Genomic DNA, 22,091 nt, shown 5'->3' on the forward strand with positions numbered 1-22,091 from the left:
CTGACATGCGTAAATTCTTCGGCACGTCGGTGGTGGCTATCAGCGCCGCTGCCATGCTGGCCCTCGCCGGCTGCGGCTCCGGCCGCGACGAGGAGTCCGGTGGCTCCAAGGACGCCAAGGGCTTCGCGGCGAACTCCCTGATCGGTGTCGCCCTGCCGGCCAAGACCTCGGAGAACTGGGTCCTCGCCGGTGACCTGTTCAGCAACGGCCTGAAGGAGGCCGGCTTCCAGAGCCAGGTGCAGTACGCGGGCGCCTCGACCACGGTCGCCGACCAGCAGAACCAGATCACCGCCATGGTCACCTCGGGTGCCAAGGTCATCGTCATCGGCGCGACCGACGCCGCGCAGCTGTCGACCCAGGTCGCCGCTGCCCACGCGCAGGGCGTGAAGGTCATCGCGTACGACCGGCTCATCACCAACACGCCGGACCTCGACTACTACGTCGCGTTCGACAACTTCAAGGTCGGCCAGCTCCAGGGCCAGGCCCTGCTGGACGGCATGAAGGCCAAGAAGCCGAACGGTCCGTACAACATCGAGCTGTTCTCCGGCTCGCCGGACGACAACAACGCCGGTGTCTTCTTCAACGGCGCCATGAGCGTTCTCCAGCCGGAGATCGACAAGGGCACCGTCGTCGTCGCCTCGGGCCAGAAGGACGTCAAGCAGACCGCCATCCAGGGCTGGAAGGCCGAGGGTGCGCAGGCCCGTATGGACCAGCTGCTGACCTCGACCTACGGCAGCAAGGAGCTGGACGGCGTCCTCTCCCCGAACGACACGCTGGCCCGCGCGATCCTGACCTCGGTCAAGGGTGCTGGCAAGCCGACCCCGATCGTCACCGGCCAGGACTCCGAGGTTGAGTCGGTCAAGTCGATCGTCGCTGGCGAGCAGTACATGACGATCAACAAGGACACCCGCAACCTGGTGAAGGAGACCATCAACATGGTCAAGGCTCTCCAGGCCGGTAACACCCCGCAGGTGAACGACACCAAGTCCTACAACAACGGCAGCAAGGTCGTCGACACGTACCTGCTCCCGCCGGTCGCCGTCACCAAGGCGAACGCGGCTGAGGCGTACGCCAACGACCCGAAGCTCGCGCCGCTCACCAAGTAAGCACCGAGCGTCAGGCGGTAACGCCGATGGGTCCCGGATCTCCTCTTCCGGGACCCATCGTCGTCCTGGCACCCCTGCATCACCCGGCACCGATCCGGAAGGAGGTCTGACCGTGAAGACACCCGTCCGGTCCAGGCCACCCGGCGTCGGCCGCGACCCCGAATCCCCGCTGCCCGCACTACCTGGCGCCAGCCAGGAGGAGATCCGGCGGCAGAACCTCGGCGCCGTGCTGCGCTATGTCCACCTGCACGGGCCAACGTCCCGAGCCCAGCTGACCAGCCGGCTCGGCCTCAACCGCAGCACCATCGGCGCCCTCGCGGCCGACCTGGTCGCCAGCGGCCTGGTCACCGAGGAGGCACCGACCACCGCGCGCCGCGCGGGTCGCCCCTCGCTGGTGGTCAGCCCCCGCTCCGACCGGGTCTACGCACACGCCCTGAGTATCGACGCGGACCGGCTGCGCGCCGCCCGGGTCGGCATCGGCGGGCGCATCCTCGACCTTCGTGAGGTCGCCCGTCCCGGTGGCATGTCGGCGGTCGACGCCGTCAAGCCGCTCGCCGAGCTCGTCCGGGACATGGAACGCTCCGTCGCCACCGACACCCTGCTGGTCGGTGGTGCGGTCGCGGTCACCGACACCACCCGTGGCCGGGACGGCGCGATTCGGGTCGCCAGCGTCGACGAGGCACTCGGGGCGGCGCTGGAGGCCGAGTTCACCGCCTGTCCGGGTTTCGTGGCCGGCGACCTAGCCGACATCGCGGGCCTGGCCGAGCACGTCCGAGGCGTGGCCGCCGGCGTCGACGACCTCATCTACCTGCACGGTGACCTCGGCATCAGCGCCGGGATCATCGTCGGCGGACGGCTGGTGATCGGCCACCGCGGGCACAGCGGCAAGGTCGGCCACATGGTGGTCAACCCGAACGGCCTGCCATGTGGGTGCGGGTCGCGTGGCTGCTGGGAGACCGAGATCAGCGAGGCCGCTCTGCTACGGCACGCCGGCCGGGACCCCGCCGACCGCGAGGCGGTGGCCGAGGTGCTGCGCGCCGCGGCGGACGGCGACCGGACCGCCCGCGAAGCGGTCGAGCGGGTCGCCGACTGGCTCGGCTTCGGCGTGGCCAATCTGGTCAATGTGGTCAACCCGGACGCCGTGGTGTTCGGCGGCTCGCTGCGCGACATCTTCACCGCCGGGGCGGACACGGTCCGCCGACGGCTGGACGCCATGCCGCTGCCGAACTCCCGTTCGCATCTACGCCTGCGGGCGGCGGCGCTCGGCCGCGACGCCGTCCTGATCGGCGCCGCCGAGCTGGCCTTCGACAAGCTGCTGGCCGACCCGCTGAACGTCGGCGTCGTGGCCCGGGCCGGGGGCACCGACCGGGCGTAGCCGGACAGTATCACTCCCGTGGCGAGGGTGAGAGTAAGTGCTACATTTGTGTAGCAGTTACTCCGGGTGCGCCTGCGTGCGTACCCCGGGCACCCGACCGGAAGAAGTGACCAGATGATCGTGCGCGACCAGCTGTACATCGGGGGAGCCTGGGTCGAACCCACCGATCCCCACCTGCTCGACATCCGTTCGCCCCACGACCAGTCCCTGCTGGGCCGGGTCGCCCAGGCCACCACCACGGACATCGACCGGGCGGTCGCCGCTGCCCGCGAGGCGTTCGACCAGGGTCCCTGGCCGCACACCACTCCCGAGCAGCGGCAGGAGATCATCCGGCGGGTGAACGCCCGGCGCGAGGCCCGGGCCGACGAAATCGCTGCGGCGATCTCGGCGGAGAACGGCTCCGCCCTCTGGTTCACCCAGCTGGGGCAGCCCTTCCTGACCCGGCAGGTCGCGTCGTATCTGAAGGCCGCCAGCGAGCTGGGCTGGGAGGAGATCGTCGAGCCGAGCGACCCGGCCGTGCCCTACGACACCATCGTCCGGCGGGAGGCGATCGGTGTGGTCGCCGCCGTCATTCCGTGGAACAGCCCGTTCTCGGCGGCCACCGCCAAGCTCACTCCGGCGCTGCTGGCCGGCAACACCGTCGTGCTGAAGGTGTCGCCGGAGAATTCGATCAGCATGATGCTGCTGGCGGACCTGTTCGCCGAGGCCGGGCTGCCCGCGGGTGTCCTGAGCATCCTGCCGGCCGACCGGGAGACAAGCGAGCATCTCGTCGCGCACCCGGACGTCGACAAGGTCGCGTTCACCGGTTCCACCCGGGCCGGCCGTCGGATCGCCTCGATCGCCGGTGAGCAGCTCAAGCGGGTCAGCCTGGAGCTGGGCGGAAAGTCCGCAGCGGTGATCCTGGACGACGCGGACCTGCCGGCCGTGGTGCAGGGGCTCCGGTTCGGCGCGCTGGGCAACAACGGCGAGGCCTGCATCCTGCAGACCCGCATCCTCGCTCCGCGCAGCCGTTACCAGGAGGTGGTCGAGGCGCTGACCGCCCTGGTGGAGTCGCTGAAGGTCGGTGACCCGTCCGACCCGGACACGTTCATCGGCCCGATGATCCGCCCCGACCAGCAGCAGCGGGTGATCTCCTATATCGAGCTGGGCATCGCGGAGGGCGCCCGCCTGGTCACCGGCGGCCCGGTTGTTCCGGCGGGCCTGGAGCGCGGGAACTACGTCACGCCCACGCTCTTCGTCGACGTGGACAACGGCATGCGGATCGCCCAGGAGGAGATCTTCGGGCCGGTCCTGACCGTCATCGGCTACGACGACGAGGACGACGCCGTCCGGATCGCCAACGACTCGGAGTACGGCCTGTCCGGTGGCGTCTGGTCCGCCAGCACCGAGCGAGCGCTGGCGGTGGCCCGGCGCATCCGTACCGGCACGGTGACCATCAACGGCTCGCCGGTGAGCTTCGACGGGCCGTTCGGCGGCTACAAGGCCAGCGGTATCGGGCGGGAGTACGGCATGGTCGGGCTCAGCGGGTACCTCGAGTACAAGACCGTCACCCGTCGGCGGTGAGCCCGGTCAGGGCAGCGGCAACTCCTCCACGACGCTGCTGCCGCTGCCCGGCCGGGACTCCCACGACCAGGTTTCGCGCAGTCGGACCCGGCCGTCGGCCAGCACGGACACCTCCGAGACGCAGTGCCCGGAGGAGGTCTGCCCGTCGAGGTTGAGCTGGACGTACCGGAAGTCCAACCGGTCGCCGTCGCGGGTGCCGACGAGACGACCGCGCCGGATCGACCCGCCGGCGTACTCGGCCCAGACCTCGCCGGCCCGCTCGTGGTACGCGAACACGGTCTCCGTGCCCACCTCGCCTGCGACCACATCGGTCACCGCGGCGAAACGGCGCCCGTCCAACGAGATCGTCATGCCACCGAACCTACCGGCGCCGCGGTACCCGTGAACGGCGGTGCCCCGCACCGAAGGGGGCCTCCTCCCGGCGCGAGCCGGGCAGATGGTGACGCTCGTGCGGACGGTCACCGACTCCCTGTCGGGGGTCGCCGATATGGTCGACGGCGTGGGTGTGCACCAGCTCGATCGCGCGCAGGCACGACGGATCGCCGTCCGGGCCCAGCTGCTGGCCGCCCCTCGGCCGACCGATCTGCTGACCGTGGTGCGGCAGCTGACGCTGCTGCAGATCGACCCGACGGCTGCCGTCGCACCGAGCGCCGACCTGGTCGCCTGGAGCAGGCTCGGCTCGTTGTACCAGCCGGCGCAGTTGCAGCGGGCGCTGGAGCGGGACCGGACCCTCTTCGAGCACCAGGCGATGGTCCGGCCGATGGCCGACCTGGGGCTCTACCTCGCCGCCATGGCCGGCTGGCCCAGCCATGAGCGCCAGCGCGAGTGGCTGCGCCGCAACGACTCGTTCCGTCGGGATGTGCTCGACCTGCTCGGCCGTTCCGGGCCGCTGCTCTCCCGCGACATCCCGGACACCTGCGCGGTGCCCTGGCCGTCCTCTGGCTGGACCAACAACCGCAACGTCACCCAGATGCTGGAGTTCCTGGTCCTGCGCGGTGAGGTGGCGATCGCCGGCCGCCAGGGCCGCCAGCGCCTGTGGGACGTGGCCGAGCGGGTCTACCCGGTCGGCACGGCCGTCGTCGACCTGGAGCAGGCGCGCAGGGCCCGTAACGAGCGACGGCTGCGGGCGCTGGGCATCGCGCGGGCGAAGACGATCGTCACCCCCGGTGAGCCGGCCGAGGTCGGCGACGCCGGTGAGCCGGCGGTCGTCGAGGGCGTACCGGGGGTCTGGCGGGTCGATCCGGCCGCGCTCGGGCAACCCTTCACCGGGCGTACCGCGGTGTTGTCACCCTTCGACCGGCTGGTGCACGACCGCGTCCGCCTGGCGGAGCTCTTCGAGTACGAGTACGTGCTGGAGATGTACAAGCCGAAGGCCAGCCGACGGTGGGGCTACTTCGCGTTGCCGATCCTGCACGGGGACCGGCTGGTCGGCAAGGTGGACGCCACGGCGGACCGCCGGCGCGGCACGCTCGTGGTGCACACCGTCCACGAGGACGTGCCCTTCACCCCGGAGCTGACCCGGGCCGTGCACGACGAGCTGCACGACCTCGCGGCCTGGCTGAAGTTGACCGCCGAGGGCCTGCGCTGACGGGTGATCGCCGAGCCCTCCGGCCCGGCGATCACCCGTCACGGCACTACGCGATCCGACGGACCCGCCGGACGGCCAGATAGAGCAGGAGCAGGGCGAGGGCGACGAAGAGGCCAGTCTCGATGCTCTGGAACAGCCAGAACCGGTCCGCGGGCTGATACTGCTGCCAGTTGTACGCGCCCGGCTGGAGGCCCAGCTCGGCGCCGCACACCTGGCCGTTCGGCCCCTTGCCACCCGGCGGGCACTGGATCCGGGTGTTCGGTGCCATCATCGTGCCGTCGGCATTCCGGACGCCCTGGGAGAGGATCCAGTCACCCTGGCTCGACTCCGGCCTCTCGGCCGCCTCGATCGGGAAGGTCTTGGTGCGGGCGGGCTGGTAGTGCGGTCGAACCAGAGCCTCCACCGCCGCCCGCACACCGATGAACCCGACCAGGGTGATGCCCATGGCCGGCAGCATCCGCTTCCAGACGGTGCCGGCGAAGATGCCGAGCGCCACGGCGAAGAGGGTGTAGCCGATCGGGACGATGCCCTGCAGATCGAAGACGATCAGGCCGAGCCGGCCGTCCTGGCCGGCGTCGGTCAGTGGCGCGACCCACCAGGACATGCCCAGCCCGTACGCAACCGCCGCGAGCACGGTGGCCGTGCCGACCAGCCCGAACTTCACCAGCGCCCAGCGCGTCCGGCCGATGCCCTGGGTCCAGACGAACCGGTGCGTGCCGTGCTCCACCTCGCGAGCGACCAGCGGGGCGCCCCAGAACAGGCCGACCAGCACCGGCAGGGTGAGCAGCAGTACGGCCACCAGGTTCAGGCTCCCGTACCGGTTGCTGAAGCGGCGGTAGCCCGCGTCGCAGGATTCCCGGACGGTCGCGGCGGCGTTGGTGTCGGCGAGCTGCCGTGCGCAGTCCGTCAATCCCAGGTCGGAGAAGGAGTGCCGCATCGACAGACCGATCGGCACCATCAGGGCGGCGAGCGCCGCGAACCCCAGCAGGGTGATGAACGCCTGCTTGCGGTGTTGCCGCCAGGTCAGCCAGATCATGCCGGCACTCCCCACTCGCTGTGACTGGTCTGCGCGTCGCCTTCGGCCAGGTAGGCCAGGATGACGTCCTCCAGGCCGACCTCGCGCACCGTCCAGGCGGGATCGGTGACCGGGCCGTCGGTGCGGACCAGCATCGTGGACTGCCGGTCGGTGTGGCTGGCCCGGACGATCGTGGCGACGCCGCCGATCGGGCCGCCGTCGTGTCGGGGGCCGACCAGCTGCCGGTGCCCGGCCACCAGGTCCTCGACCGTGCCGGTGAGCTGCACCTGGGCGGCGTTGAGCACGATCAGGTAGTCGCAGACCCGCTCCAGGTCGGCCAGCAGGTGCGAGGAGAGCAGGACGGTGGTCCCGGAGTCCGCGACGCTGCCCATCAGCGACTGGAGGAACTCCCGCCGGGCCAGCGGATCGAGGCTGGCGACCGGCTCGTCGAGCAGCAGCAGGCGGGGCTGCTTGGCCAGCGCCAGTGCGAGCGCCACCTGGGCCCGTTGACCGCCGGAGAGTTTGCCGACCGGCCGGTCCGGCGGTATGCCGAGCTGGGCCAGCCGAGTGCGAGCCAGCGCTCCGTCCCACCGCCGGTTCAGCTTGCCGCCGGCGATGACCAACTCGGCGGCGGTGAAGTCGCGGTACAAAGGGGTGTCCTGGGCGACGAACCCGGTGTCGGCCAGGCCCTCCGTGTCGCCGTACGGGGTTCGGCCGAACACCCGTACCGTGCCCGCGTCGGGCTTGAGCAGCCCGACGGCCAGGTGCAGAAGCGTGCTCTTGCCCGCACCGTTCGGCCCGACCAGCGCCGCGATCCGGCCGGCCGGCAGGTGCAGCGAACAGTCCCGTAACGCCCAGGTTCTGCCGTACCGCTTGCCCAGTTGGTCGGCCTCCAAGACCATGTCCATCCTCTGTCCTCTCGTTCCGCTCATGCGTGCTCTCTCTGCGGGGCGTCGTCCGGGAGGGTGGCCCGCAAGGTGGTCTCCACCAGGGCGATGACGTCCTCGGCCGTGAGGCCGGCGGCCCGCGCCCGGTCCAGCCACGCGACCAGGTCCTCGCGCAGCTCGGCCTGGTTGGGCAGCGAAGCGCCGGCCAGGGTGCGCTGCACGAAGGTGCCCACCCCGGGTCGGCCACCGACCAGACCCTCGATCTCCAGCTCCCGGTACGCCTTCAGCACCGTGTTCGGGTTGATCGCCAGCGACTGCGCGACGTCCCGGACCTTCGGCAACTGGTCGCCCGGCGCCAGCAGACCGACCCGCAGCGCCTGTTTCACCTGCTGCACGAGCTGCATGTAGGTGTTCACCTTCGACCGGCTGTCCAGCACAAACTCGATCACTCGAGACGATCCTTCCTGTTGTCCTACGACAGTAGGACTAATAGACAGCTTCACCGCGAGCCCGTTCGCTGTCAAGCGCGACCCGGAGATTCGCCGGAAATCCGGTCGCGTCCGGCGTGGCGGTTCTTCCGCCGAGGCCCGGTTCGGCGGTACGCGGTGCTGGCACCCGCAGGCCACACGTTGGCACCGACGGGTCAGGCGGCGGGGAAGGGAACGGGCACGCGATCCGTGCGGACCGGGAGGTGTTCGATGGTCACCAACGAACTGGCGGCGTCGACGGCGTCACCGTTGCAGATCGCCCGCGCCCGAGGTCGGGTACGCGGCCGGCTGATCCTGCTCGGCCCGGCCTTCGTCGCCGCCGTCGCGTACGTCGACCCCGGCAACTTCGCCACCAACTCCGCCGCCGGTGCCCGCTACGGATACCTGCTGGTCTGGGTCGTGGTGGTGGCCAACCTGATGGCCATGCTGGTGCAGACGCTGACCGCCAAGTTGGGCCTGGCCACCGGCCGCAGCCTGCCGGAGTTGTGCCGGGAGCGCCTGCCCCGGCCGGTGAACCGGCTGATGTGGGTGCAGGCCGAGATGGTCGCGATGGCCACCGACCTGGCCGAGGTGATCGGTGGCGCCGTCGCCCTCTACCTGCTCTTCGGCATCCCGCTGTTGCCCGGCGGGATCATCATCGGTGCCGCCGCGTTCCTCGTGCTCGCCCTGCGCTCACGTGGCTTCCGCGCCTTCGAGATCGCCATCGCCGTGGGGCTCGGCGTCATCGTGCTGGCCTTCGCCGCCAACCTGCTCGCCGCCGGCTCGGACCCGGGCTCGGCCGTGGCCGGTCTGGTGCCCCGACTCCAGGGCACCGACAGCGTGCTGCTGGCCGCCGGCATCCTCGGCGCCACCGTCATGCCGCACGTCATCTACGTACACTCCGCGCTGACCCGCGACCGCATCCCCGCCGTCAACGACGCCGAGCGCCGTACCCTCTTTCGTGGTCAGCGCACCGACGTGTTGCTGGCCCTGACGGCGGCCGGCGCGGTCAACCTCGCCATGCTGCTCATCGCCGCGGCCAGCTTCCGCGGCGGCGGTCCGGTCGGCGCGGACAGCCTGGAGGGAGTGCACGCCGGCCTCGGCCAGACGATCGGCACCGCGGCGGCGTTCGGCTTCGCGATCGCCCTGCTGGTCTCCGGGCTGGCCTCCACCAGTGTCGGCACCTACGCCGGCGAGGTCATCATGCAGGGCTTCCTCCGCCGCCGCGTCCCGCTGCTGCTGCGCCGGCTGGTCACCCTGCTGCCCGCGCTGGCCGTGCTCGCCATCGGCCTCGACCCGACCCGGGCCCTGGTGCTGTCGCAGGTGATCCTCAGCTTCGGCATCCCGTTCGCGCTGATTCCGGTGGTCGCCTTCACCCGCCGCCGTGACCTGATGGGCAACCTGGTCAACCACCCGCTCACCACGGCCGCCGCATCCCTGGTGGCCGTCCTGGTCGTCATGCTGAACGGATTCCTACTCTGGCAGGTCGTCGCCGGCTGAGCCGGCTCGGTTGGCTGGGCCGGCTGAGCCGGCTCGGTTGGCTGGGCCGGCTGAGCCGGCTTGGTTGGCTGAGCCGTCGCCGGACGCGGCTCAGTCGGACGGGGGCGTCGCGGTCACGTTCGGCGGCCCTCGTCGCGGGCGGGGATCTCCTGGCGCTGTTCGAGGGCGTCGGCAGGGTTGGCATCGTCTGGCACCGACGTCACCTCTTCGAGCGTGCCCGCCGGCAGTGCACCCTGCTCGGCCAGGTCGGCCTCGGCGGCTTCCGGGTCGACGTCACCCGACACCCGGTCCGGCGGCCCCACGTCGAACGCGTCCTGCCGTTGCTCAAGGGCGTCCGCCTCCGGCGGAGGCAGCGGATCACTCTGCTCGTCCCGATACGTGCTCATCGCAGTCTCCTACCCGGCGGACGACACCGCCCGGCCACTGCCTACCCACCGCCGCCCCGCACACGCCTCGCACCCCGCGCCCGGCCCGTGGCGGGCCTGCCAAGATCCGACGCAACAACAAGGAAGTAGTGGCCTCCACGGCGCCGGAGACGACCCTTTCCGTGTTGTTGTACAGATCTTGACTGGCTGAGGGCGCCCGGCATTTGTCGATCACCGAGGGAGTCTTGCCTCGTCAGCCCTGCTCGTCACCGTCGGTTGGGCGGGGCGGGCGGTTATGACGGGCCCACTCGTCTACCTCGTCCGCGTCCCAGACGTTCATCCCGATTAGTCGGGCGAGGGGTTCGGGGAAGCCCGGCCTGCGAGTGATCTGGAGAACCCGCTGCCGCGACACGTTGAACAGGGCGGCCAGTTCGCCAGGCCCGTACAAGCGCGGTCGCTTCACAAGCTGAACGTAGGCATGGCAAAGTGTTTACTGTTGTCACTTACAGATCGACAAGCCCATGACGTGTGGTGTGAGGTAGGTCCTACGGACACGGTCCTGGCTGCAGAAGTCTCGGCAGGGTCGGGTGCCGCACAAGCGACGACATCCGGGAGGTCCGATGAGCTGCCAGCGACACGCGCCGGTCCGCCCATTCTGGTTCTGCGCGGCGGACGCCCAGCCCTGGCCGTGCGGCCGGGCGCGGATCGAGTTGGCCGCCGAGTACGCCGACGAACCCAAGCTGCTCGCCGTCGACGTGGCTGACTGCCTCGCTGAGGCGACCTGCGACCTCTGCCGTCTGTACCCGCAGCCTCCCAACCCGGTCGAAATGTACGGCCGCTTCCTCGGTTGGGTCCGCCACCTCGCCATCAATCGCTCCCGGAACGCTGGACGATTTCCGTTCTAGCGAAGCGGTGCGGCGGTGGAACGGCCGGCGCGCGGAAAATCCTCGGCGGCAGTCAACCTGTTGCTCGGAGCCGTCGTCCTTGGTTGCGACGGAAGGAGAGCCCGTGCGGTGGAAGAGACGCTTCGAGGGTCTGGACGCCCTCGTCGCCGAACGCGGCAGTTCCCTGCTCGCGACGGCGGTGCTGCTGACCGGTAGCCGTGCTGCCGGCGAGGACCTCGTGCAGGGGGCGCTGGAACGGCTGATGCGGCACTGGCACCGGGTGCACGGCGACAGCAGTCGCTGCACGCTGGCCGGGTTGCAGCCGCCCCAGAAGCCCATGTCCAACGCGGTGTCCCGCTGCGGCGCGGACAGTCCCGGATCACAGTCCACTCCGGATTCGGCGGACACGATCTCGACGGCGTACACGTTGAAGTAGCTGCGGTAGGACTTGAACGGCTCGATCGTCCAGAGGGTGTTGAGGTGGCGGTCCACGTGCGACCGGAACGTGGGCAGGTCGGCCTCGGTGTAGCCGTCACCGAGCAGCACCAGGTTGAACCGTGTCGCCGGGTCGCCGGTCACCTGGATCGGCACCACCGTGGCGCTTTCCGCCGGTGCGGCGGTGGCCGGCGTGCCGACCACCAGACCCGCCACGACCATCGCCGCGACGCACAATCCCGCTCTGATCCGCACCGTGCGCCCCCTCGGTGTGTCGGCTGACCGGTCGCTGACCGGACGCCGACCCGCTCGGGGCCGCCGTCGTCCGGGCCGTGACCGCGATCATCTGGGACCGTACCCGGGCGTCGGCCGACACATAACCCTTCGCCAGCCGGTGCTCGTCCTGGATAGACGACCGTGACCGCCGGTGGCGTCCGGGCGACCGTTCGGCGCAGCCAGCGCGGCGTTCGGCTCGCACCGGTGCCCGGCCGACCCGGACCACGCATTCCATCGCCAAGCATCAATGAAGGGTCCAGGTGTGGTGACCGTTGTCGGCGGGCGGCACCGCCATCGAAGTCCCTGGACCACCCGCGAGGAGAGGGATCAACCATGCGATGGAACGTACGACGAGCCGCCGCCGGCGGCTTCGGGCTCGTCCTCGGTGCCGTGCTGGCGCTGGCCCAGGTCGCACCCGCGCAGGCCGAATCGAACGGCGGGGTACGGGTGATGCCGCTCGGCGACTCGATCACCGACGGGTACAACGTGCCGGGCGGGTACCGGATCAACCTGTGGCAGCGGTTGGCCGGGGGCAACTACACCGTCGACTTCGTCGGCTCGGGGTTCAACGGGCCGGCGAGCCTCGGTGACCACGACCACGAAGGTCACTCGGGCTGGCGAATCGACCAGTTGGACGCCAACATCGTGGCCTGGATGCAGGCCACCAACCCGCGTACCGTGCTGCTGCACATCGGCACGAACGACGTGAACCAGAACTACGACCTGGCCAACGCGCCGGCCCGACTCTCCGCGCTGATCGACAAGATCAGGGCGACCGGTCCGGAGGTCGAGCTCTTCGTCGCCACCATCACCCCGGAGACCGACGCGACCCGGGAGGCGCGGGTGCAGGCGTACAACGCGACGATCCCCGGCATCGTGGCGCAGAAGGGCAGCCGGGTGCACCTGGTCGACATGCACGCGGCGCTCACCACCGCCGACCTCGCCGACGGCGTGCACCCCAACGCCGCCGGCTACGACAAGATGGCGGCCCGCTGGTACGCCGCGTTGACGTCGGTGCCCGCCAGCCTGATCCCGTTGGGCGGACCGCCGGTGGGCACCCCGGTCGGCCTGGTCAACCCGAACTCCGGGCGCTGTCTGGACGTCTACGGTGCCAGCACCACCGCCGGCACCCAGACCATCATCTGGGACTGCCACGGTGGCGCCAACCAGCAGTGGACCCGTACCGCCGCCGGCGAGCTGCGGGTCTATGGCGACCGCTGCCTCGACGTGGCCGGTGGCGCGAGCGCCGACGGCACCAAGGTGCAGATCTACACCTGCAACGGCACCGGTGCCCAGCGCTTCACCTTCCGCTCCGACGGGGCGATCGTGCTCACCAGCGTCGGCAAGTGTGTGGACGTGGCGGCCTCCGGCACCGCCAACGGCACCAAGGTCCAGCTCTGGACCTGCAACGGCACCGGCGCCCAGCGCTGGTCGGTGCGGTAACGACAGGTCCACCGTGGTCTCCGGTGGCGCGGGTCAACCGACCAGCGCCACCGGGGGCCGGGCCTGCCGGGTCCCGGCGGCCAGCCCGAGAGCCAGCAGCGCGCACACCGCGCCGACCACGAAGAGCAGCGACGCGGCCGGCTGGCCCAGCCACTCCCAGAACGGGTGCCACGCCGGGTGCGGCTCACCGAGGTGGTGGCTCAGCAGTTGTGGCGCGGCCAGCAGCACCGGCAGCCACCACAGCACCAGGGTCGTACCGAACAGGACGTTCGTCGTACCGCTCACCCGGCGCTCCTCGGTGCGCCGGCTGGCCCAGCCGAAGACCAGCCAACCGGCCACCGCGCCCAGCAGGACGCCGAGCACCCCGGCGGGGACCACCGCCCACGGCGGCGCGCGGTGCAGCTCGACCGACAGGTAGCTGCCCTCGGCGGCGGTCTGCGAGGAGACCGAGGCATCGAGGATGGTGTCGCCGCGGCGGGCGACCAGGGCGGTCTCGGTGAACGCGAGCGGGGTGGCACAGAGCTTGTCCGCGCAGGTCGTGCCGCCGGTCACCTGCGGGTCGTACACCCGCCAGCCGGTGTCGGTCAGGCGTTGCCGCGCGACCGCGACGATCTGCTCGGCGGGCACCGGCGGCGCGCCGAAGGCGGCGGCGCCGGTGGCGCTCTCCTGGTACTCGCCGCCGTCGCCGAGCAGCAGCGTCTTGACGGTACGCAGGGTCAGCGGGTGCGCGTAGACGACGAAGAGCGCGGGTGGAACGTCGATGTCACCGAGGTCGTGCCCGGGGAACACCTCGGTCAGGATCGCCTCGGCCTCGGTCCGATCGGGCTGCTCCCGGGACGTCTCCCAGGCGGCACGGCTGGCCAGCGCGCCGGTGAAGAGGCCGCAGATGACCGCCGCGAGAGCGGCCCAGGCCACCACGCTGTAACTGGTCGGGCGGCCCAGGCGGCGGCGCACCGGCTTCCAGCAGCGGCGGGCCAGCGAGGAGTCGGTCGGCGGCATTGCCGTCCTTTTCGTTCGTGGGGCAGGCAGGGATGCGGGTGACGATATCTGGACAAGGATGCGGTCGGTTCCCCGCCGATGTCCACCATCCGGTGGCCCGGATCGGCCAGGATGGGCGAGGCGGCCGGACCACGGCTGCGACGAGGAAGGCGGGCGATGGGGGTACGCGAGCGGATGAGCCGAGGATGGTGCCTCCGCGTCGGAGTGGCGCTCACCGCCCTGCTCGCTGTCGCGGCGGCACCGGGTGCCGCGGTGGCCGGCGCGCCGGGAGCCGGGACGCCGGTCTGCCAGGTGCGCGACGACCGGCTCGTCGAGCTCTCCGGGATGGTCGTCACGGACACCGGGTACGTGGTGGTCAACGACGGTGCCGACGACGAGTCCCGCCGCCGGATCTTCTTCCTCGACCAACGCTGCGCGGTGGTGCGGACGGTCGCCTACCCCTCCCAACCCCGGGACACCGAGGACCTGGCGATCGGCGCGGACGGCACCATCTGGGTCGCCGACACCGGCGACAACGACCGCACCCGGCGAACGGTCGCCGTGTGGCGTCTCGCGCCGGGAGCGGACAAGCCGGTGCTGCACCGGCTGGCGTACCCGGACGGCCCGCACGACGCGGAGGCGTTGCTGCTCGACCGGGACGGCCGTCCGCTGATCGTGACCAAGGGCGGCAGCGGCACCGTCACCCTGTACGCGTCGACCACCGCGCTGCGTCCGGCCACGACGACGCCACTGGCCCCGGTCGGCGAGGTGGTCCTGCCGACCACCAACACCAGCAACCCGTTCTTCTTCCTCGGCCGGGGCGTGGTGACCGGCGCGGCGACCGCTCCGGACGGGCACCGGGTGGCGCTGCGCAGCTACGCCGACGCCTTCGAGTACGACGTGCCCGACGGTGACGTGGTCGCCGCGCTGACCAGGGGCACCGCGCGGGTCACCCCGTTGCCGGACGAGCCCCAGGGCGAGTCGATCACGTACAGCCGGGACGGGCGGTCGCTGCTCACCGTGTCCGAGACCGCCGACCAGCCACCGGGTACCCGTCCAACGATCCTGAGCTATCCCGTCGCGACAGCGACGGTCGCCACCTCGCGTCCGGCGGAGCCCACCACCACGGCACCGACGCCGTCGACCGCGCTCCGGCCGGCGGCCGGTGACACGGACGCCGCGCGCGACCGGATGTGGCCGGTGGCGGCCGTGGGCGGAGTGCTACTGCTGGCGTTGGTCGGGCTGGCCGGTGTGCTGCGTCGGCGGCGTCCGGCGCGACGGTGACCGAGCGGCCCGGGTGGACGCCGGCCCGCCACCCGCCGACCGGCGCTCCGGCCGTGCGGCAGGATGGGCGGATGTCCGTGCTGTCCTCGCTGCGTCATCCGATCGTCGCCGCCCCGATGGCCGGCGGCCCGTCCACGCCGGCGCTCGCGGCGGCCGTCTCCGCCGCCGGAGGGCTGGGCTTCCTGGCCGCCGGGATGATCGACGCCGAGCGGCTGGCAGCCGACGTCGCCGAGGTCCGCGCACGCACCGACCGCCCGTTCGGCGTCAACGTCTTCCTGCCCGGCACCGGCGCCGTCGACGAGGCCGCCATCCGGGCGTACGCCGATCGGCTCGCCCCCCACGCGCGGCGGCAGGGCGTCACCCTGGGCGAACCGTCCGGCGGCGACGACGCGTACCCGCAGAAGCTGGCCGCGCTGCTCGCGGACCCGGTGCCGGTGGTGTCCTTCGTGTTCGGTCTGCCCGATCCGGCCGTGGTGGCCGCCCTACGCGAGCGCGGCACCGAGGTGTGGGCCACCGTCACCCGGCCGGCAGCCGCCACGGCCGCCGCCGAGCTGGGCGTGGATGCCGTGGTGGTGCAGGGCACCGAGGCCGGTGGGCACCGCGGCGGGATGCCGGACGACGACGACTACGCGCTGCTGCCACTGCTGCGGCTGGCCGCCGCCGGCTGTGACCGGCCGCTGGTGGCCGCTGGCGGCATCGCCGACGGCCCCGGGCTGGCCGCGGTGCTGGCCGCCGGCGCGACCGCCGCGCAGCTCGGCACGGCGTTTCTGCGCTGCCCGGAGGCGGGCAGCTCGCCGATGCACCGGGCGGCGGTGGCCAGCGCCGCGCCGACCGCGCTGACCCGGGCGTACACCGGCAAGCGGGCGCGCGGTGTGGCCAACGACTTTCTGCGTCGGCATGACGCGGCGGCGCCGGTCGGCTACCCGCAGGTGCTGCACCTGACCCGTCCGCTGCTCGCCGCCGCCCGGCGCGACGGGGACGATTCGGTGGCCAACCTGTGGGCCGGGCAGGCGCATCACCTCGCCCGGGAGCTGCCGGCGGTTCAGCTGGTCGCCGAGTTGAGCGCGGATGCGCGCAACGCGTTGGCGGCGGTGGCCGAGCGTTCGACCCGCTGGGCCTGACCGGGTTCGCCGGTGGCAGGCCCGCCGGGACGGGGAAACCCGTGCGGGACGGGGCGAACGCCGAACCCGTTAGAGTCTCGCCGTGATCGAGATCGGCGCACAGGTCGACCTGTCCCACCCGGCCGACCGGGTCTGGCTGGCTTTGACGGATCGTGAGCTGCTCGGGCGGTGGTTCGCCGAGGCCGAGATGGTGGCGGGCGTACCGGACCGGCTGGTGCTGAAGACGGCGGAGCTGCCCGGCTTCGACGCCGCCGTCGAGGTCGAGGTGACCGAGCGGCGGGTGCCGGAACTGATCGAGCTGCGCTGCGACGAGGCCGGCCGGCTGACCGAGCTGACCTGTGCCATCACCGCCACCCAGCAGGGTTGCCGGCTGGTCGTACGGGAGGTCACCACGCACGGCTACTGGTCGGCCGAGCAGCGCGACCTGCGCGAGCAGCAGCTCCGCCAGGCGCTGACCGTGCGGTTGCCGGCCATCCTCGACTGGCTCGCCTTCCAGCAGGTCGACCTGCGTCGCGGGGAGGGCAGCCTGACGGCCGAACTGCCGGTGATCAGCGCCTTCGGCCCGGCCCGGGCCCGCCGCCGTCGCCGCGTGCTGGTCGGATTGCTGGCCGTGGCCGTGCTGGCGGGCGGGCTGGTTGCCTGGGCCACCCTGTCGAGCGAGCCGAAGCACGCCGCCCCGCCGGCCCCGGCGGCACAGCCACTGCGGACCGGGACGTCCGCCGGACCCACCGGCACCCCGAAGGCGACGCCCTCGGCGCGTCCCTCGCGGACCGCCGCGTCGGCGAGCGCCCGCCCCAGCCGGACCCCGTCGGCGAAGCCGTCGCGTACCCCCACCTCGGCTCCGCCACCGCCGACGCCCCTGGTCGCCCGCTACGACACCGACTCCACCCGACTGTTCGGCTACACCGGCGAGGTGGTGGTCGACAACCCGGGCACCGCACCCGCGGCGTGGACCGTGGTGGTTACCCTCGCCGAGGGCAGCAGCATCGACGACGTCGACGACGCCGAGTGGCGGCAGGACGGGCAGCAGATCACCTTCACCGGGTCCGCCGTGCCGGCGGGCAAGTCGCAGACGTTCCGCTTCGACGTGCGCGACAGTCGGCCGAAGGCCAGGGAGCCGGAGGGTTGCACGGTGGGTGGCAGCCCGTGCGCCGGCCTGTGACCAGCGGGACAGCCTGACCGGGCACGGGTGACCCGAGGGCAGACCGCCGGTTGTCCGTCCCTAGGCTGCCGGCATGGCACTGCTGCACCGGGCGACGCTGCGCCCCACGAAACTTGAGCTGCTGGCGGCCTGGCTCCCCAGCCGAGGGTGGTACGAGGGGCCGGCCGGCGTCGAGGTGGTGAGCCGGGGCGCCTACCGCTTCGACGATCCGGCCGGCGAGGTCGGCATCGAGACGATCCTGGTCGGCGTCGCCGACGGGCCGGTCCACCAGGTCCCGCTCACCTACCGCGCCGCGCCCCTCGACGGCGCCGACGACTGGCTGGTCGGCACCACCGAGCATTCGGTGCTCGGCCCGCGCTGGGTGTACGACGGCTGCGCCGACCCGGTGTACGCGGCGGCGCTGGCCCACGCGATCCTCGCCGACGCCGGCCAGGCCGAGCAGTACTTCGAGGTCGACGGCCGCCACGAACGGCGTGCGCCGTCGATGACGATCACCGGCACCGGCTCGGCGGATGCCGAGGTGCCCGCGATCGGGGCCGTGCGGCGGGTGTCCGACGAGGACCCGACGCTCATCGTCACCGACTCCGTCGAGCTGGTCGTTCTGCGCCGGCCGGGCGGAGAAGTTGCCGGGTCCGCCGGGGCCACCCTGGGCGGCACCTGGGACGGCCAGCCGACGACCGTGCCGCTGGCGTACGCCCGAGTGATCTGACCTGCGGGTTCGTGCGACAAGCGGCGGCGGGCGGCCCGACTGGTCGGGCCGCCCGCCGTGCTCAACTCACCACTGTGCCGGTGGCGGGGGCGGCGACACCGGCGGCCGGTCGTCGCAGGTGATCGTGTTCGGCAGCAGCCACGGCGCCAGCCAGCCGCCGTCGTTGCCGCCGAGGTCGGTCAACGCGAACTCCGAGCCGGCCGGAGTGAAGTGGAACGAGCCGCAGTTGTTGACGCCGACGGCCCCCACGTTGCGGGCGTCCACGTTGGCGAACGTGGCGGACCCGGCCGCGCGGGCGCTGACCACCGAGGTGCCGGTGCCGTCGACCCGGATGTCCTTGAAGTGCACGTTGGTGATCGAGTAGAGATCCTTCACCGGCCAGTCGCTGACCAGCATGATCGCGTTGTAGGTGCTGTCCAGGTACGCGTCGCCGGTCACCTCGATGCGCGCGTCGATGCTCCGGTCCAGGGCGAAGAGCCAGATCGCTCCCAGCCCGATGTTCCAGTTCAGCTCGTACGTGCCGGCGCGGGCGGTGGTGTTGTTGGTGATCCACAGGTGCCCGGCGAACGGCTCCGCGCCGAAGCGTGAGCCGGCGTGGATGCCGCTGCCCTCGCGTACCGGGTCGGCGATGAGGTTGTTGGAGACGGTGTTGTCCGTACCGCCGTAGATGGCGATGCCATTGGCCAGCGTCGGCGACTGAACGGTGTTGTGGTCGAACGTGTTGCGCGCGTTCGCCGTCGTCTCCGACCACATCGCCAGGCCGTCGTCACCGGTGTTGCGGACGAAGTTGTGCGCGACGACCGAGTCGGTGACACCGATGTGGAAGTTCAGCGCGTCCGCGATCTGGTCGACGATGATGTTGTTGGTGACGCGCAGGTTCGTCATCGGCCCGTCGAACCAGAGGCCCACCTTGGTGTGCCGCAGGTGGAGCCCGTCGATGGTCGAGTTGCTCAGCGCCCCGCCGATCCCGTTTACCTGGTCGGTGTCGATACGCTCGCGCACGTCGCCCTCGATGGCGAAGCCGGACAGGTGCACGTTGCTGCTGCCACCGTCGGCGGCGTCCTTGCCGTAGAAGCCGACGCCGGTGTGCACCGAGCCGTCCGGTGCCGGCGTCGGGAGGGTGACCTCGCGACCCTTGATGATGGTGTACCAGCTGCCGGCGCCCTCGATGGTGACGTCGTCGACGATGATGTGCCGGTTCACCTGGTAGGTGCCCGGCGGGATGTAGACCTTCAGGTGGGCGCGCTTGGCGAAGGCGATGGCCTTGTCCAGCGCGGCGGCGGAGTCCCGCCGGCCGGTGGGGTCGGCGCCGAAGGCCAGCACGTTCGCCGCGAGCAGCCGGACGTGCGGCGGCGCGACCAACTCGGAGTCGAGCAGGTCGATGACGGTCCAGGCGGCGGCGCTGCCGGGCGGCGCGGTCAGCCGGACGCGGTCACCGGCCCGGTAGGTGCGCCCGAGCAGGAGCCGCTGCTCGTCGTAGAAGTGGGTGGGCCGGAACGGGGTACTGATGGTCGGGTACGGGGTGGTGGCCGACGGTACGCACGCGCACTCGGTGATCCACCAGTCCGGGTGCAGCAGCCCGGCCTGGGGGTCGTTGGAGAACGGGTACTGGTTGTAGAGCCACGAGTACTGCGAGGTCAGCGTCATGCTGCGCAGGTGCTTGCCGTTGACCCCGACCTGCAGCGGGGCGGTGATCCCGCCGCCCTGCGGCGCGTCCGGGATGCTGTACCGCACGGTGATCGCGTTCGCCGCGCTGGGCAGGACGAACTCCACGTACTGCCCGGGGGTGAGTCGGACCGCCCGTCGGCCGGAGGCCTCCGCGGGCAGCGTGTACGCGGACCGGTCGGGGCCGATGATCTCGCCGGTGGTACGGGCGTTCTCCGCCTCCTGTTCGACGAAGTCGACGTCGGCGCCACGCCCGGCGACCAGCGCCGGGTCGAGGGCGGCCCGGGTCACCACCGGGGCCGCTCCGGCGGGTGCGGGTGGGCCTGCGGCGGCCATTGCGGGCCCGGAGACCAATGTGGTGAGGGCGGTCGTGAAGGTGACTGCGATGGCGACCGTCCGGCCTGGACGCCCCCGCGCCGGCATGATGCTCCGAAACATCGGTGACACTCCTCGGTGGTGGTGGTGGGAGGTCCGCCGGGCGCTCCCCGACGCCTGACATTGATCTGCATGATGCAGCACCGAACACCGAGCTGCAAGACACCAATCGAACAACGAAAAGAAACGACAAACAGTCCGCAAGAACTGAACGGCTGTCGTGTCGAGATGGCGTGTGTCGCCTACCCGTGCCTGGTCCGAGCCGGGCGTAGGCTGATCCGCGTGGATCAAGAAGACCGGATCGCCCTGTTCCTGGACTACGAGAACCTCGCGCTGGGGGCCCGAGACCACCGCGGCGGAGCGGCCTTCGACTTCCGGCCCATCGCGGACGCGTTGGCCGAGCGGGGGCGGGTGGTGGTGCGCCGTGCGTACGCCGACTGGTCCTACTTCGACGAGGACCGCCGGATGCTCACCCGCTCGCACGTCGAGCTGATCGAGATCCCGCAGCGGATGGGCGCCTCGCGCAAGAACGCGGCCGACATCAAGATGGCCGTGGACGCCATCGAGCTGGCCTTCGAACGCGACTACATCTCCACCTTCGTGATCTGTAGCGGTGACAGCGACTTCACCCCGCTGGTGCACAAGCTCCGCGAGCTCAACAAGCGGGTCATCGGTGTCGGGGTCGAGGGGTCCACCTCGGGGCTGCTTCCGCCGGCGTGTGACGAGTTCCTCTACTACGACCGGCTGGAGGGCGTGGACATCCCGCCGACCCGCGCACGGCGGGGCCGTCCGGTGCGACAGCCCGGGCCGGACCAGCGTCCGCCCGAGCCGGAGCGGGAGCAGGAGCCCGAGCCGGAGGAGGGGCGGCCGGCCGGCGAGGAGCCCGGCCGGGACGTGGACGCCCTGGCCGTGCAGGTGGCGCAGACGGTCGCCGGGTTGCAGGGCAGCGCGAGCGGCGAGGTGACCGCCTCCCGGCTCAAGCGCACCCTGCTGCGCAAGGACCCGACCTTCAGCGAGTCCGACTACGGGTTCCGCACCTTCGGCGAGCTGCTGCGCCACCTCGCCGGGCACAACGTGATCGAGTTGGCCGAGGGGCCCGCGAAGGGCGACCCCGAGGTCTCGCTGCCCGAGCACGGCGACCGGGAGGTGGCCTTCGGTCTGCTCCGTGGCGTCGTGGCGGATCTCGGCAGCGGTGGCAACCCGGTGGCGCTGTCCGGGCTGAAGAACCAGTTGCGCCGGGCCCGGCCCGACTTCAGCGAGAAGAAGCTCGGCTACCGCAGCTTCCTCCAGTTCTGCAAGGCCGCCGCCACCGCTGGCGTGGTCGACCTGCGGTGGAGCCCGGAAGCCGACGACTACCTGCTCGCCGCGCAGGGGTGAGCGCCGGGCTCCGGCGTCCGGGCGGGGCCGGCGGTCCGAGGCGATCCGTCGCTGACCGGTCGCTCAGGACGGGGAGGAATCGCCCCGGAGGTTCCTCCTTCTCAACCGGCCGGTCCGAAGTGTGTCTGATTTGCGATTATCACCCCGGTTGAGGCCCAGCTGCGCCGTACCCCTTGTCGGGAAATTGCTATACGGTCGGCGAATGATGGTGGAGGAGCACTGGTGGAACGGTGACACGACCCCGCGCGGGCGTCGGGACGTGTACATCCGTACTGACGGGCAGGGGTGGGAGGTTCGCGCCCAGATTGGTGGGGCGTCGGGCCGTGAGCGGGTGCAGCAGTGCCCCAGCAGGGCCTCGGCGGCCATCCTCGCCGACGCCTGGCGCGGTACCCACCCTTCCTGGCGCGAACTGAAGCGCTGATCCGGCACCGGGCCGGGCCGGCGACGCTCCTGGGCACAGCCCGGCGCGGTAACCGGCCGGCCCGGCGCTCAGCTCCACCCGCGGCGCGACCGACT

Annotated in this window: 21 protein-coding genes and 1 pseudogene; 14 read left to right on the top strand and 8 right to left on the bottom strand. The window is 71.6% G+C overall.

Annotation, left to right across the window (positions count from 1 at the left end; all coding sequences use genetic code 11):
* Nucleotides 1–5: 5 nt before the first annotated feature.
* From ACFQGL_RS08655 to ACFQGL_RS08665, 3 genes are all read left to right on the top strand, one after another.
* On the top strand, nt 6–1,106 hold the full coding sequence (locus tag ACFQGL_RS08655) for a substrate-binding domain-containing protein (RefSeq protein WP_377508056.1): 1,101 nt from the start codon (nt 6–8) through the stop codon (nt 1,104–1,106).
* A gap of 112 nt (nt 1,107–1,218) precedes the next feature.
* Complete coding sequence (locus tag ACFQGL_RS08660; RefSeq protein ID WP_377508059.1) at nt 1,219–2,481, top strand: ROK family transcriptional regulator; 1,263 nt, start codon at nt 1,219–1,221, stop codon at nt 2,479–2,481.
* 114 nt (nt 2,482–2,595) lie between these two features.
* A complete protein-coding gene (locus tag ACFQGL_RS08665) occupies nt 2,596–4,044 on the top strand; it encodes an aldehyde dehydrogenase (protein WP_377508062.1) in 1,449 nt (482 codons plus the stop codon).
* A 6-nt stretch (nt 4,045–4,050) separates the two neighbouring features.
* On the opposite strand, the gene ACFQGL_RS08670 is transcribed toward ACFQGL_RS08665, so the two are convergent.
* Nucleotides 4,051–4,395 carry an avidin-fold protein gene (locus tag ACFQGL_RS08670; RefSeq protein ID WP_377508065.1) on the bottom strand — a complete coding sequence of 115 codons (345 nt, stop codon included), beginning with the start codon at nt 4,393–4,395 and terminating at the stop codon, nt 4,051–4,053.
* Between the two features lie 97 nt (nt 4,396–4,492).
* Between ACFQGL_RS08670 and ACFQGL_RS08675 the strand changes: the two genes are divergently transcribed.
* Nucleotides 4,493–5,632, top strand: a complete 1,140-nt coding sequence (locus ACFQGL_RS08675) for a DNA glycosylase AlkZ-like family protein (protein ID WP_377508068.1) — start codon at nt 4,493–4,495, stop codon at nt 5,630–5,632.
* A gap of 46 nt (nt 5,633–5,678) precedes the next feature.
* Here ACFQGL_RS08675 and ACFQGL_RS08680 read toward each other — a convergent pair whose 3' ends face one another.
* The 3 genes from ACFQGL_RS08680 to ACFQGL_RS08690 are packed head-to-tail and all read right to left on the bottom strand — an operon-like array spanning nt 5,679 to nt 7,983.
* Nucleotides 5,679–6,668, bottom strand: coding sequence for an ABC transporter permease (locus ACFQGL_RS08680; protein ID WP_377508071.1), 990 nt, complete (start codon nt 6,666–6,668; stop codon nt 5,679–5,681).
* Nucleotides 6,665–7,555, bottom strand: coding sequence for an ABC transporter ATP-binding protein (locus tag ACFQGL_RS08685; protein ID WP_377508074.1), 891 nt, complete (start codon nt 7,553–7,555; stop codon nt 6,665–6,667). The genes ACFQGL_RS08680 and ACFQGL_RS08685 overlap by 4 nt, the downstream gene beginning before the upstream one ends.
* Nucleotides 7,556–7,575: 20 nt before the next feature.
* Nucleotides 7,576–7,983, bottom strand: a complete 408-nt coding sequence (locus ACFQGL_RS08690; protein ID WP_377508077.1) for a GntR family transcriptional regulator — start codon at nt 7,981–7,983, stop codon at nt 7,576–7,578.
* A 249-nt stretch (nt 7,984–8,232) separates the two neighbouring features.
* Between ACFQGL_RS08690 and ACFQGL_RS08695 the strand changes: the two genes are divergently transcribed.
* Nucleotides 8,233–9,501 (top strand): Nramp family divalent metal transporter, encoded by a 1,269-nt coding sequence (locus ACFQGL_RS08695; RefSeq protein ID WP_377508080.1) that lies wholly within the window; start codon nt 8,233–8,235, stop codon nt 9,499–9,501.
* A 113-nt stretch (nt 9,502–9,614) separates the two neighbouring features.
* On the opposite strand, the gene ACFQGL_RS08700 is transcribed toward ACFQGL_RS08695, so the two are convergent.
* Nucleotides 9,615–9,887: a hypothetical protein gene (locus ACFQGL_RS08700; protein ID WP_377508083.1), complete on the bottom strand. Its 273-nt coding sequence runs from the start codon at nt 9,885–9,887 to the stop codon at nt 9,615–9,617.
* A 599-nt stretch (nt 9,888–10,486) separates the two neighbouring features.
* Between ACFQGL_RS08700 and ACFQGL_RS08705 the strand changes: the two genes are divergently transcribed.
* On the top strand, nt 10,487–10,771 hold the full coding sequence (locus tag ACFQGL_RS08705) for a flavin reductase (RefSeq protein WP_377508085.1): 285 nt from the start codon (nt 10,487–10,489) through the stop codon (nt 10,769–10,771).
* A 103-nt stretch (nt 10,772–10,874) separates the two neighbouring features.
* Nucleotides 10,875–11,186: a SigE family RNA polymerase sigma factor gene (locus ACFQGL_RS08710; protein ID WP_377508088.1), complete on the top strand. Its 312-nt coding sequence runs from the start codon at nt 10,875–10,877 to the stop codon at nt 11,184–11,186.
* Here the strand turns inward: ACFQGL_RS08710 and ACFQGL_RS08715 are convergent.
* Nucleotides 11,135–11,407, bottom strand: a pseudogene (locus ACFQGL_RS08715) (M64 family metallopeptidase); the annotation flags it as partial. The gene ACFQGL_RS08710 and the pseudogene ACFQGL_RS08715 overlap by 52 nt on opposite strands.
* Before the next feature lie 387 nt (nt 11,408–11,794).
* On the opposite strand from ACFQGL_RS08715, the gene ACFQGL_RS08720 reads away from it, so the two are divergent.
* Nucleotides 11,795–12,904 carry an RICIN domain-containing protein gene (locus tag ACFQGL_RS08720; protein WP_377508091.1) on the top strand — a complete coding sequence of 370 codons (1,110 nt, stop codon included), beginning with the start codon at nt 11,795–11,797 and terminating at the stop codon, nt 12,902–12,904.
* A gap of 33 nt (nt 12,905–12,937) precedes the next feature.
* Here ACFQGL_RS08720 and ACFQGL_RS08725 read toward each other — a convergent pair whose 3' ends face one another.
* Entirely contained in the window at nt 12,938–13,903 is a 966-nt protein-coding gene (locus ACFQGL_RS08725; protein ID WP_377508094.1) for a hypothetical protein, read from the bottom strand.
* 156 nt (nt 13,904–14,059) lie between these two features.
* Between ACFQGL_RS08725 and ACFQGL_RS08730 the strand changes: the two genes are divergently transcribed.
* The 4 genes from ACFQGL_RS08730 to ACFQGL_RS08745 all read left to right on the top strand — a co-directional run bounded on the left by ACFQGL_RS08730 (nt 14,060) and on the right by ACFQGL_RS08745 (nt 18,158).
* The gene (locus tag ACFQGL_RS08730) at nt 14,060–15,166 is read left to right on the top strand and encodes a hypothetical protein (RefSeq protein WP_377508097.1); all 1,107 of its coding nucleotides are present in this window, start codon (nt 14,060–14,062) and stop codon (nt 15,164–15,166) included.
* Between the two features lie 71 nt (nt 15,167–15,237).
* Nucleotides 15,238–16,287 (top strand): nitronate monooxygenase, encoded by a 1,050-nt coding sequence (locus ACFQGL_RS08735; protein ID WP_377508100.1) that lies wholly within the window; start codon nt 15,238–15,240, stop codon nt 16,285–16,287.
* An 82-nt stretch (nt 16,288–16,369) separates the two neighbouring features.
* Nucleotides 16,370–17,449, top strand: a complete 1,080-nt coding sequence (locus ACFQGL_RS08740; protein ID WP_377508103.1) for a cellulose binding domain-containing protein — start codon at nt 16,370–16,372, stop codon at nt 17,447–17,449.
* A 73-nt stretch (nt 17,450–17,522) separates the two neighbouring features.
* Nucleotides 17,523–18,158 (top strand): CG0192-related protein, encoded by a 636-nt coding sequence (locus tag ACFQGL_RS08745; protein ID WP_377508106.1) that lies wholly within the window; start codon nt 17,523–17,525, stop codon nt 18,156–18,158.
* Nucleotides 18,159–18,224: 66 nt separating this feature from the next.
* On the opposite strand, the gene ACFQGL_RS08750 is transcribed toward ACFQGL_RS08745, so the two are convergent.
* Nucleotides 18,225–20,261, bottom strand: coding sequence for a glycosyl hydrolase family 28-related protein (locus ACFQGL_RS08750; RefSeq protein ID WP_377508109.1), 2,037 nt, complete (start codon nt 20,259–20,261; stop codon nt 18,225–18,227).
* Nucleotides 20,262–20,480: 219 nt separating this feature from the next.
* Here ACFQGL_RS08750 and ACFQGL_RS08755 point away from each other — a divergent pair, with 219 nt between their 5' ends.
* Nucleotides 20,481–21,575 (top strand): NYN domain-containing protein, encoded by a 1,095-nt coding sequence (locus tag ACFQGL_RS08755; RefSeq protein ID WP_377508112.1) that lies wholly within the window; start codon nt 20,481–20,483, stop codon nt 21,573–21,575.
* Between the two features lie 202 nt (nt 21,576–21,777).
* Entirely contained in the window at nt 21,778–21,996 is a 219-nt protein-coding gene (locus ACFQGL_RS08760; protein WP_252419515.1) for a hypothetical protein, read from the top strand.
* Nucleotides 21,997–22,091 lie beyond the last annotated feature (95 nt).

This window comes from Micromonospora vulcania, assembly GCF_042658605.1.
In the GTDB taxonomy this organism is placed as follows: Bacteria; Actinomycetota; Actinomycetes; order Mycobacteriales; family Micromonosporaceae; genus Micromonospora; species Micromonospora vulcania.

Excerpts from the sequence above, each read along its gene's own strand:
- ACFQGL_RS08655 (WP_377508056.1), top strand. The coding sequence starts at position 6 with ATGCGTAAATTCTTCGGCACGTCGGTGGTGGCTATCAGCGCCGCTGCC.
- ACFQGL_RS08665 (WP_377508062.1), top strand. The coding sequence starts at position 2,596 with ATGATCGTGCGCGACCAGCTGTACATCGGGGGAGCCTGGGTCGAACCC.
- ACFQGL_RS08670 (WP_377508065.1), bottom strand. The coding sequence starts at position 4,395 with ATGACGATCTCGTTGGACGGGCGCCGTTTCGCCGCGGTGACCGATGTG.
- ACFQGL_RS08680 (WP_377508071.1), bottom strand. The coding sequence starts at position 6,668 with ATGATCTGGCTGACCTGGCGGCAACACCGCAAGCAGGCGTTCATCACC.
- ACFQGL_RS08685 (WP_377508074.1), bottom strand. The coding sequence starts at position 7,555 with ATGGACATGGTCTTGGAGGCCGACCAACTGGGCAAGCGGTACGGCAGA.
- ACFQGL_RS08695 (WP_377508080.1), top strand. The coding sequence starts at position 8,233 with ATGGTCACCAACGAACTGGCGGCGTCGACGGCGTCACCGTTGCAGATC.
- ACFQGL_RS08700 (WP_377508083.1), bottom strand. The coding sequence starts at position 9,887 with ATGAGCACGTATCGGGACGAGCAGAGTGATCCGCTGCCTCCGCCGGAG.
- ACFQGL_RS08705 (WP_377508085.1), top strand. The coding sequence starts at position 10,487 with ATGAGCTGCCAGCGACACGCGCCGGTCCGCCCATTCTGGTTCTGCGCG.
- ACFQGL_RS08720 (WP_377508091.1), top strand. The coding sequence starts at position 11,795 with ATGCGATGGAACGTACGACGAGCCGCCGCCGGCGGCTTCGGGCTCGTC.
- ACFQGL_RS08725 (WP_377508094.1), bottom strand. The coding sequence starts at position 13,903 with ATGCCGCCGACCGACTCCTCGCTGGCCCGCCGCTGCTGGAAGCCGGTG.
- ACFQGL_RS08730 (WP_377508097.1), top strand. The coding sequence starts at position 14,060 with ATGGGGGTACGCGAGCGGATGAGCCGAGGATGGTGCCTCCGCGTCGGA.
- ACFQGL_RS08735 (WP_377508100.1), top strand. The coding sequence starts at position 15,238 with ATGTCCGTGCTGTCCTCGCTGCGTCATCCGATCGTCGCCGCCCCGATG.
- ACFQGL_RS08745 (WP_377508106.1), top strand. The coding sequence starts at position 17,523 with ATGGCACTGCTGCACCGGGCGACGCTGCGCCCCACGAAACTTGAGCTG.
- ACFQGL_RS08750 (WP_377508109.1), bottom strand. The coding sequence starts at position 20,261 with ATGTTTCGGAGCATCATGCCGGCGCGGGGGCGTCCAGGCCGGACGGTC.
- ACFQGL_RS08760 (WP_252419515.1), top strand. The coding sequence starts at position 21,778 with ATGATGGTGGAGGAGCACTGGTGGAACGGTGACACGACCCCGCGCGGG.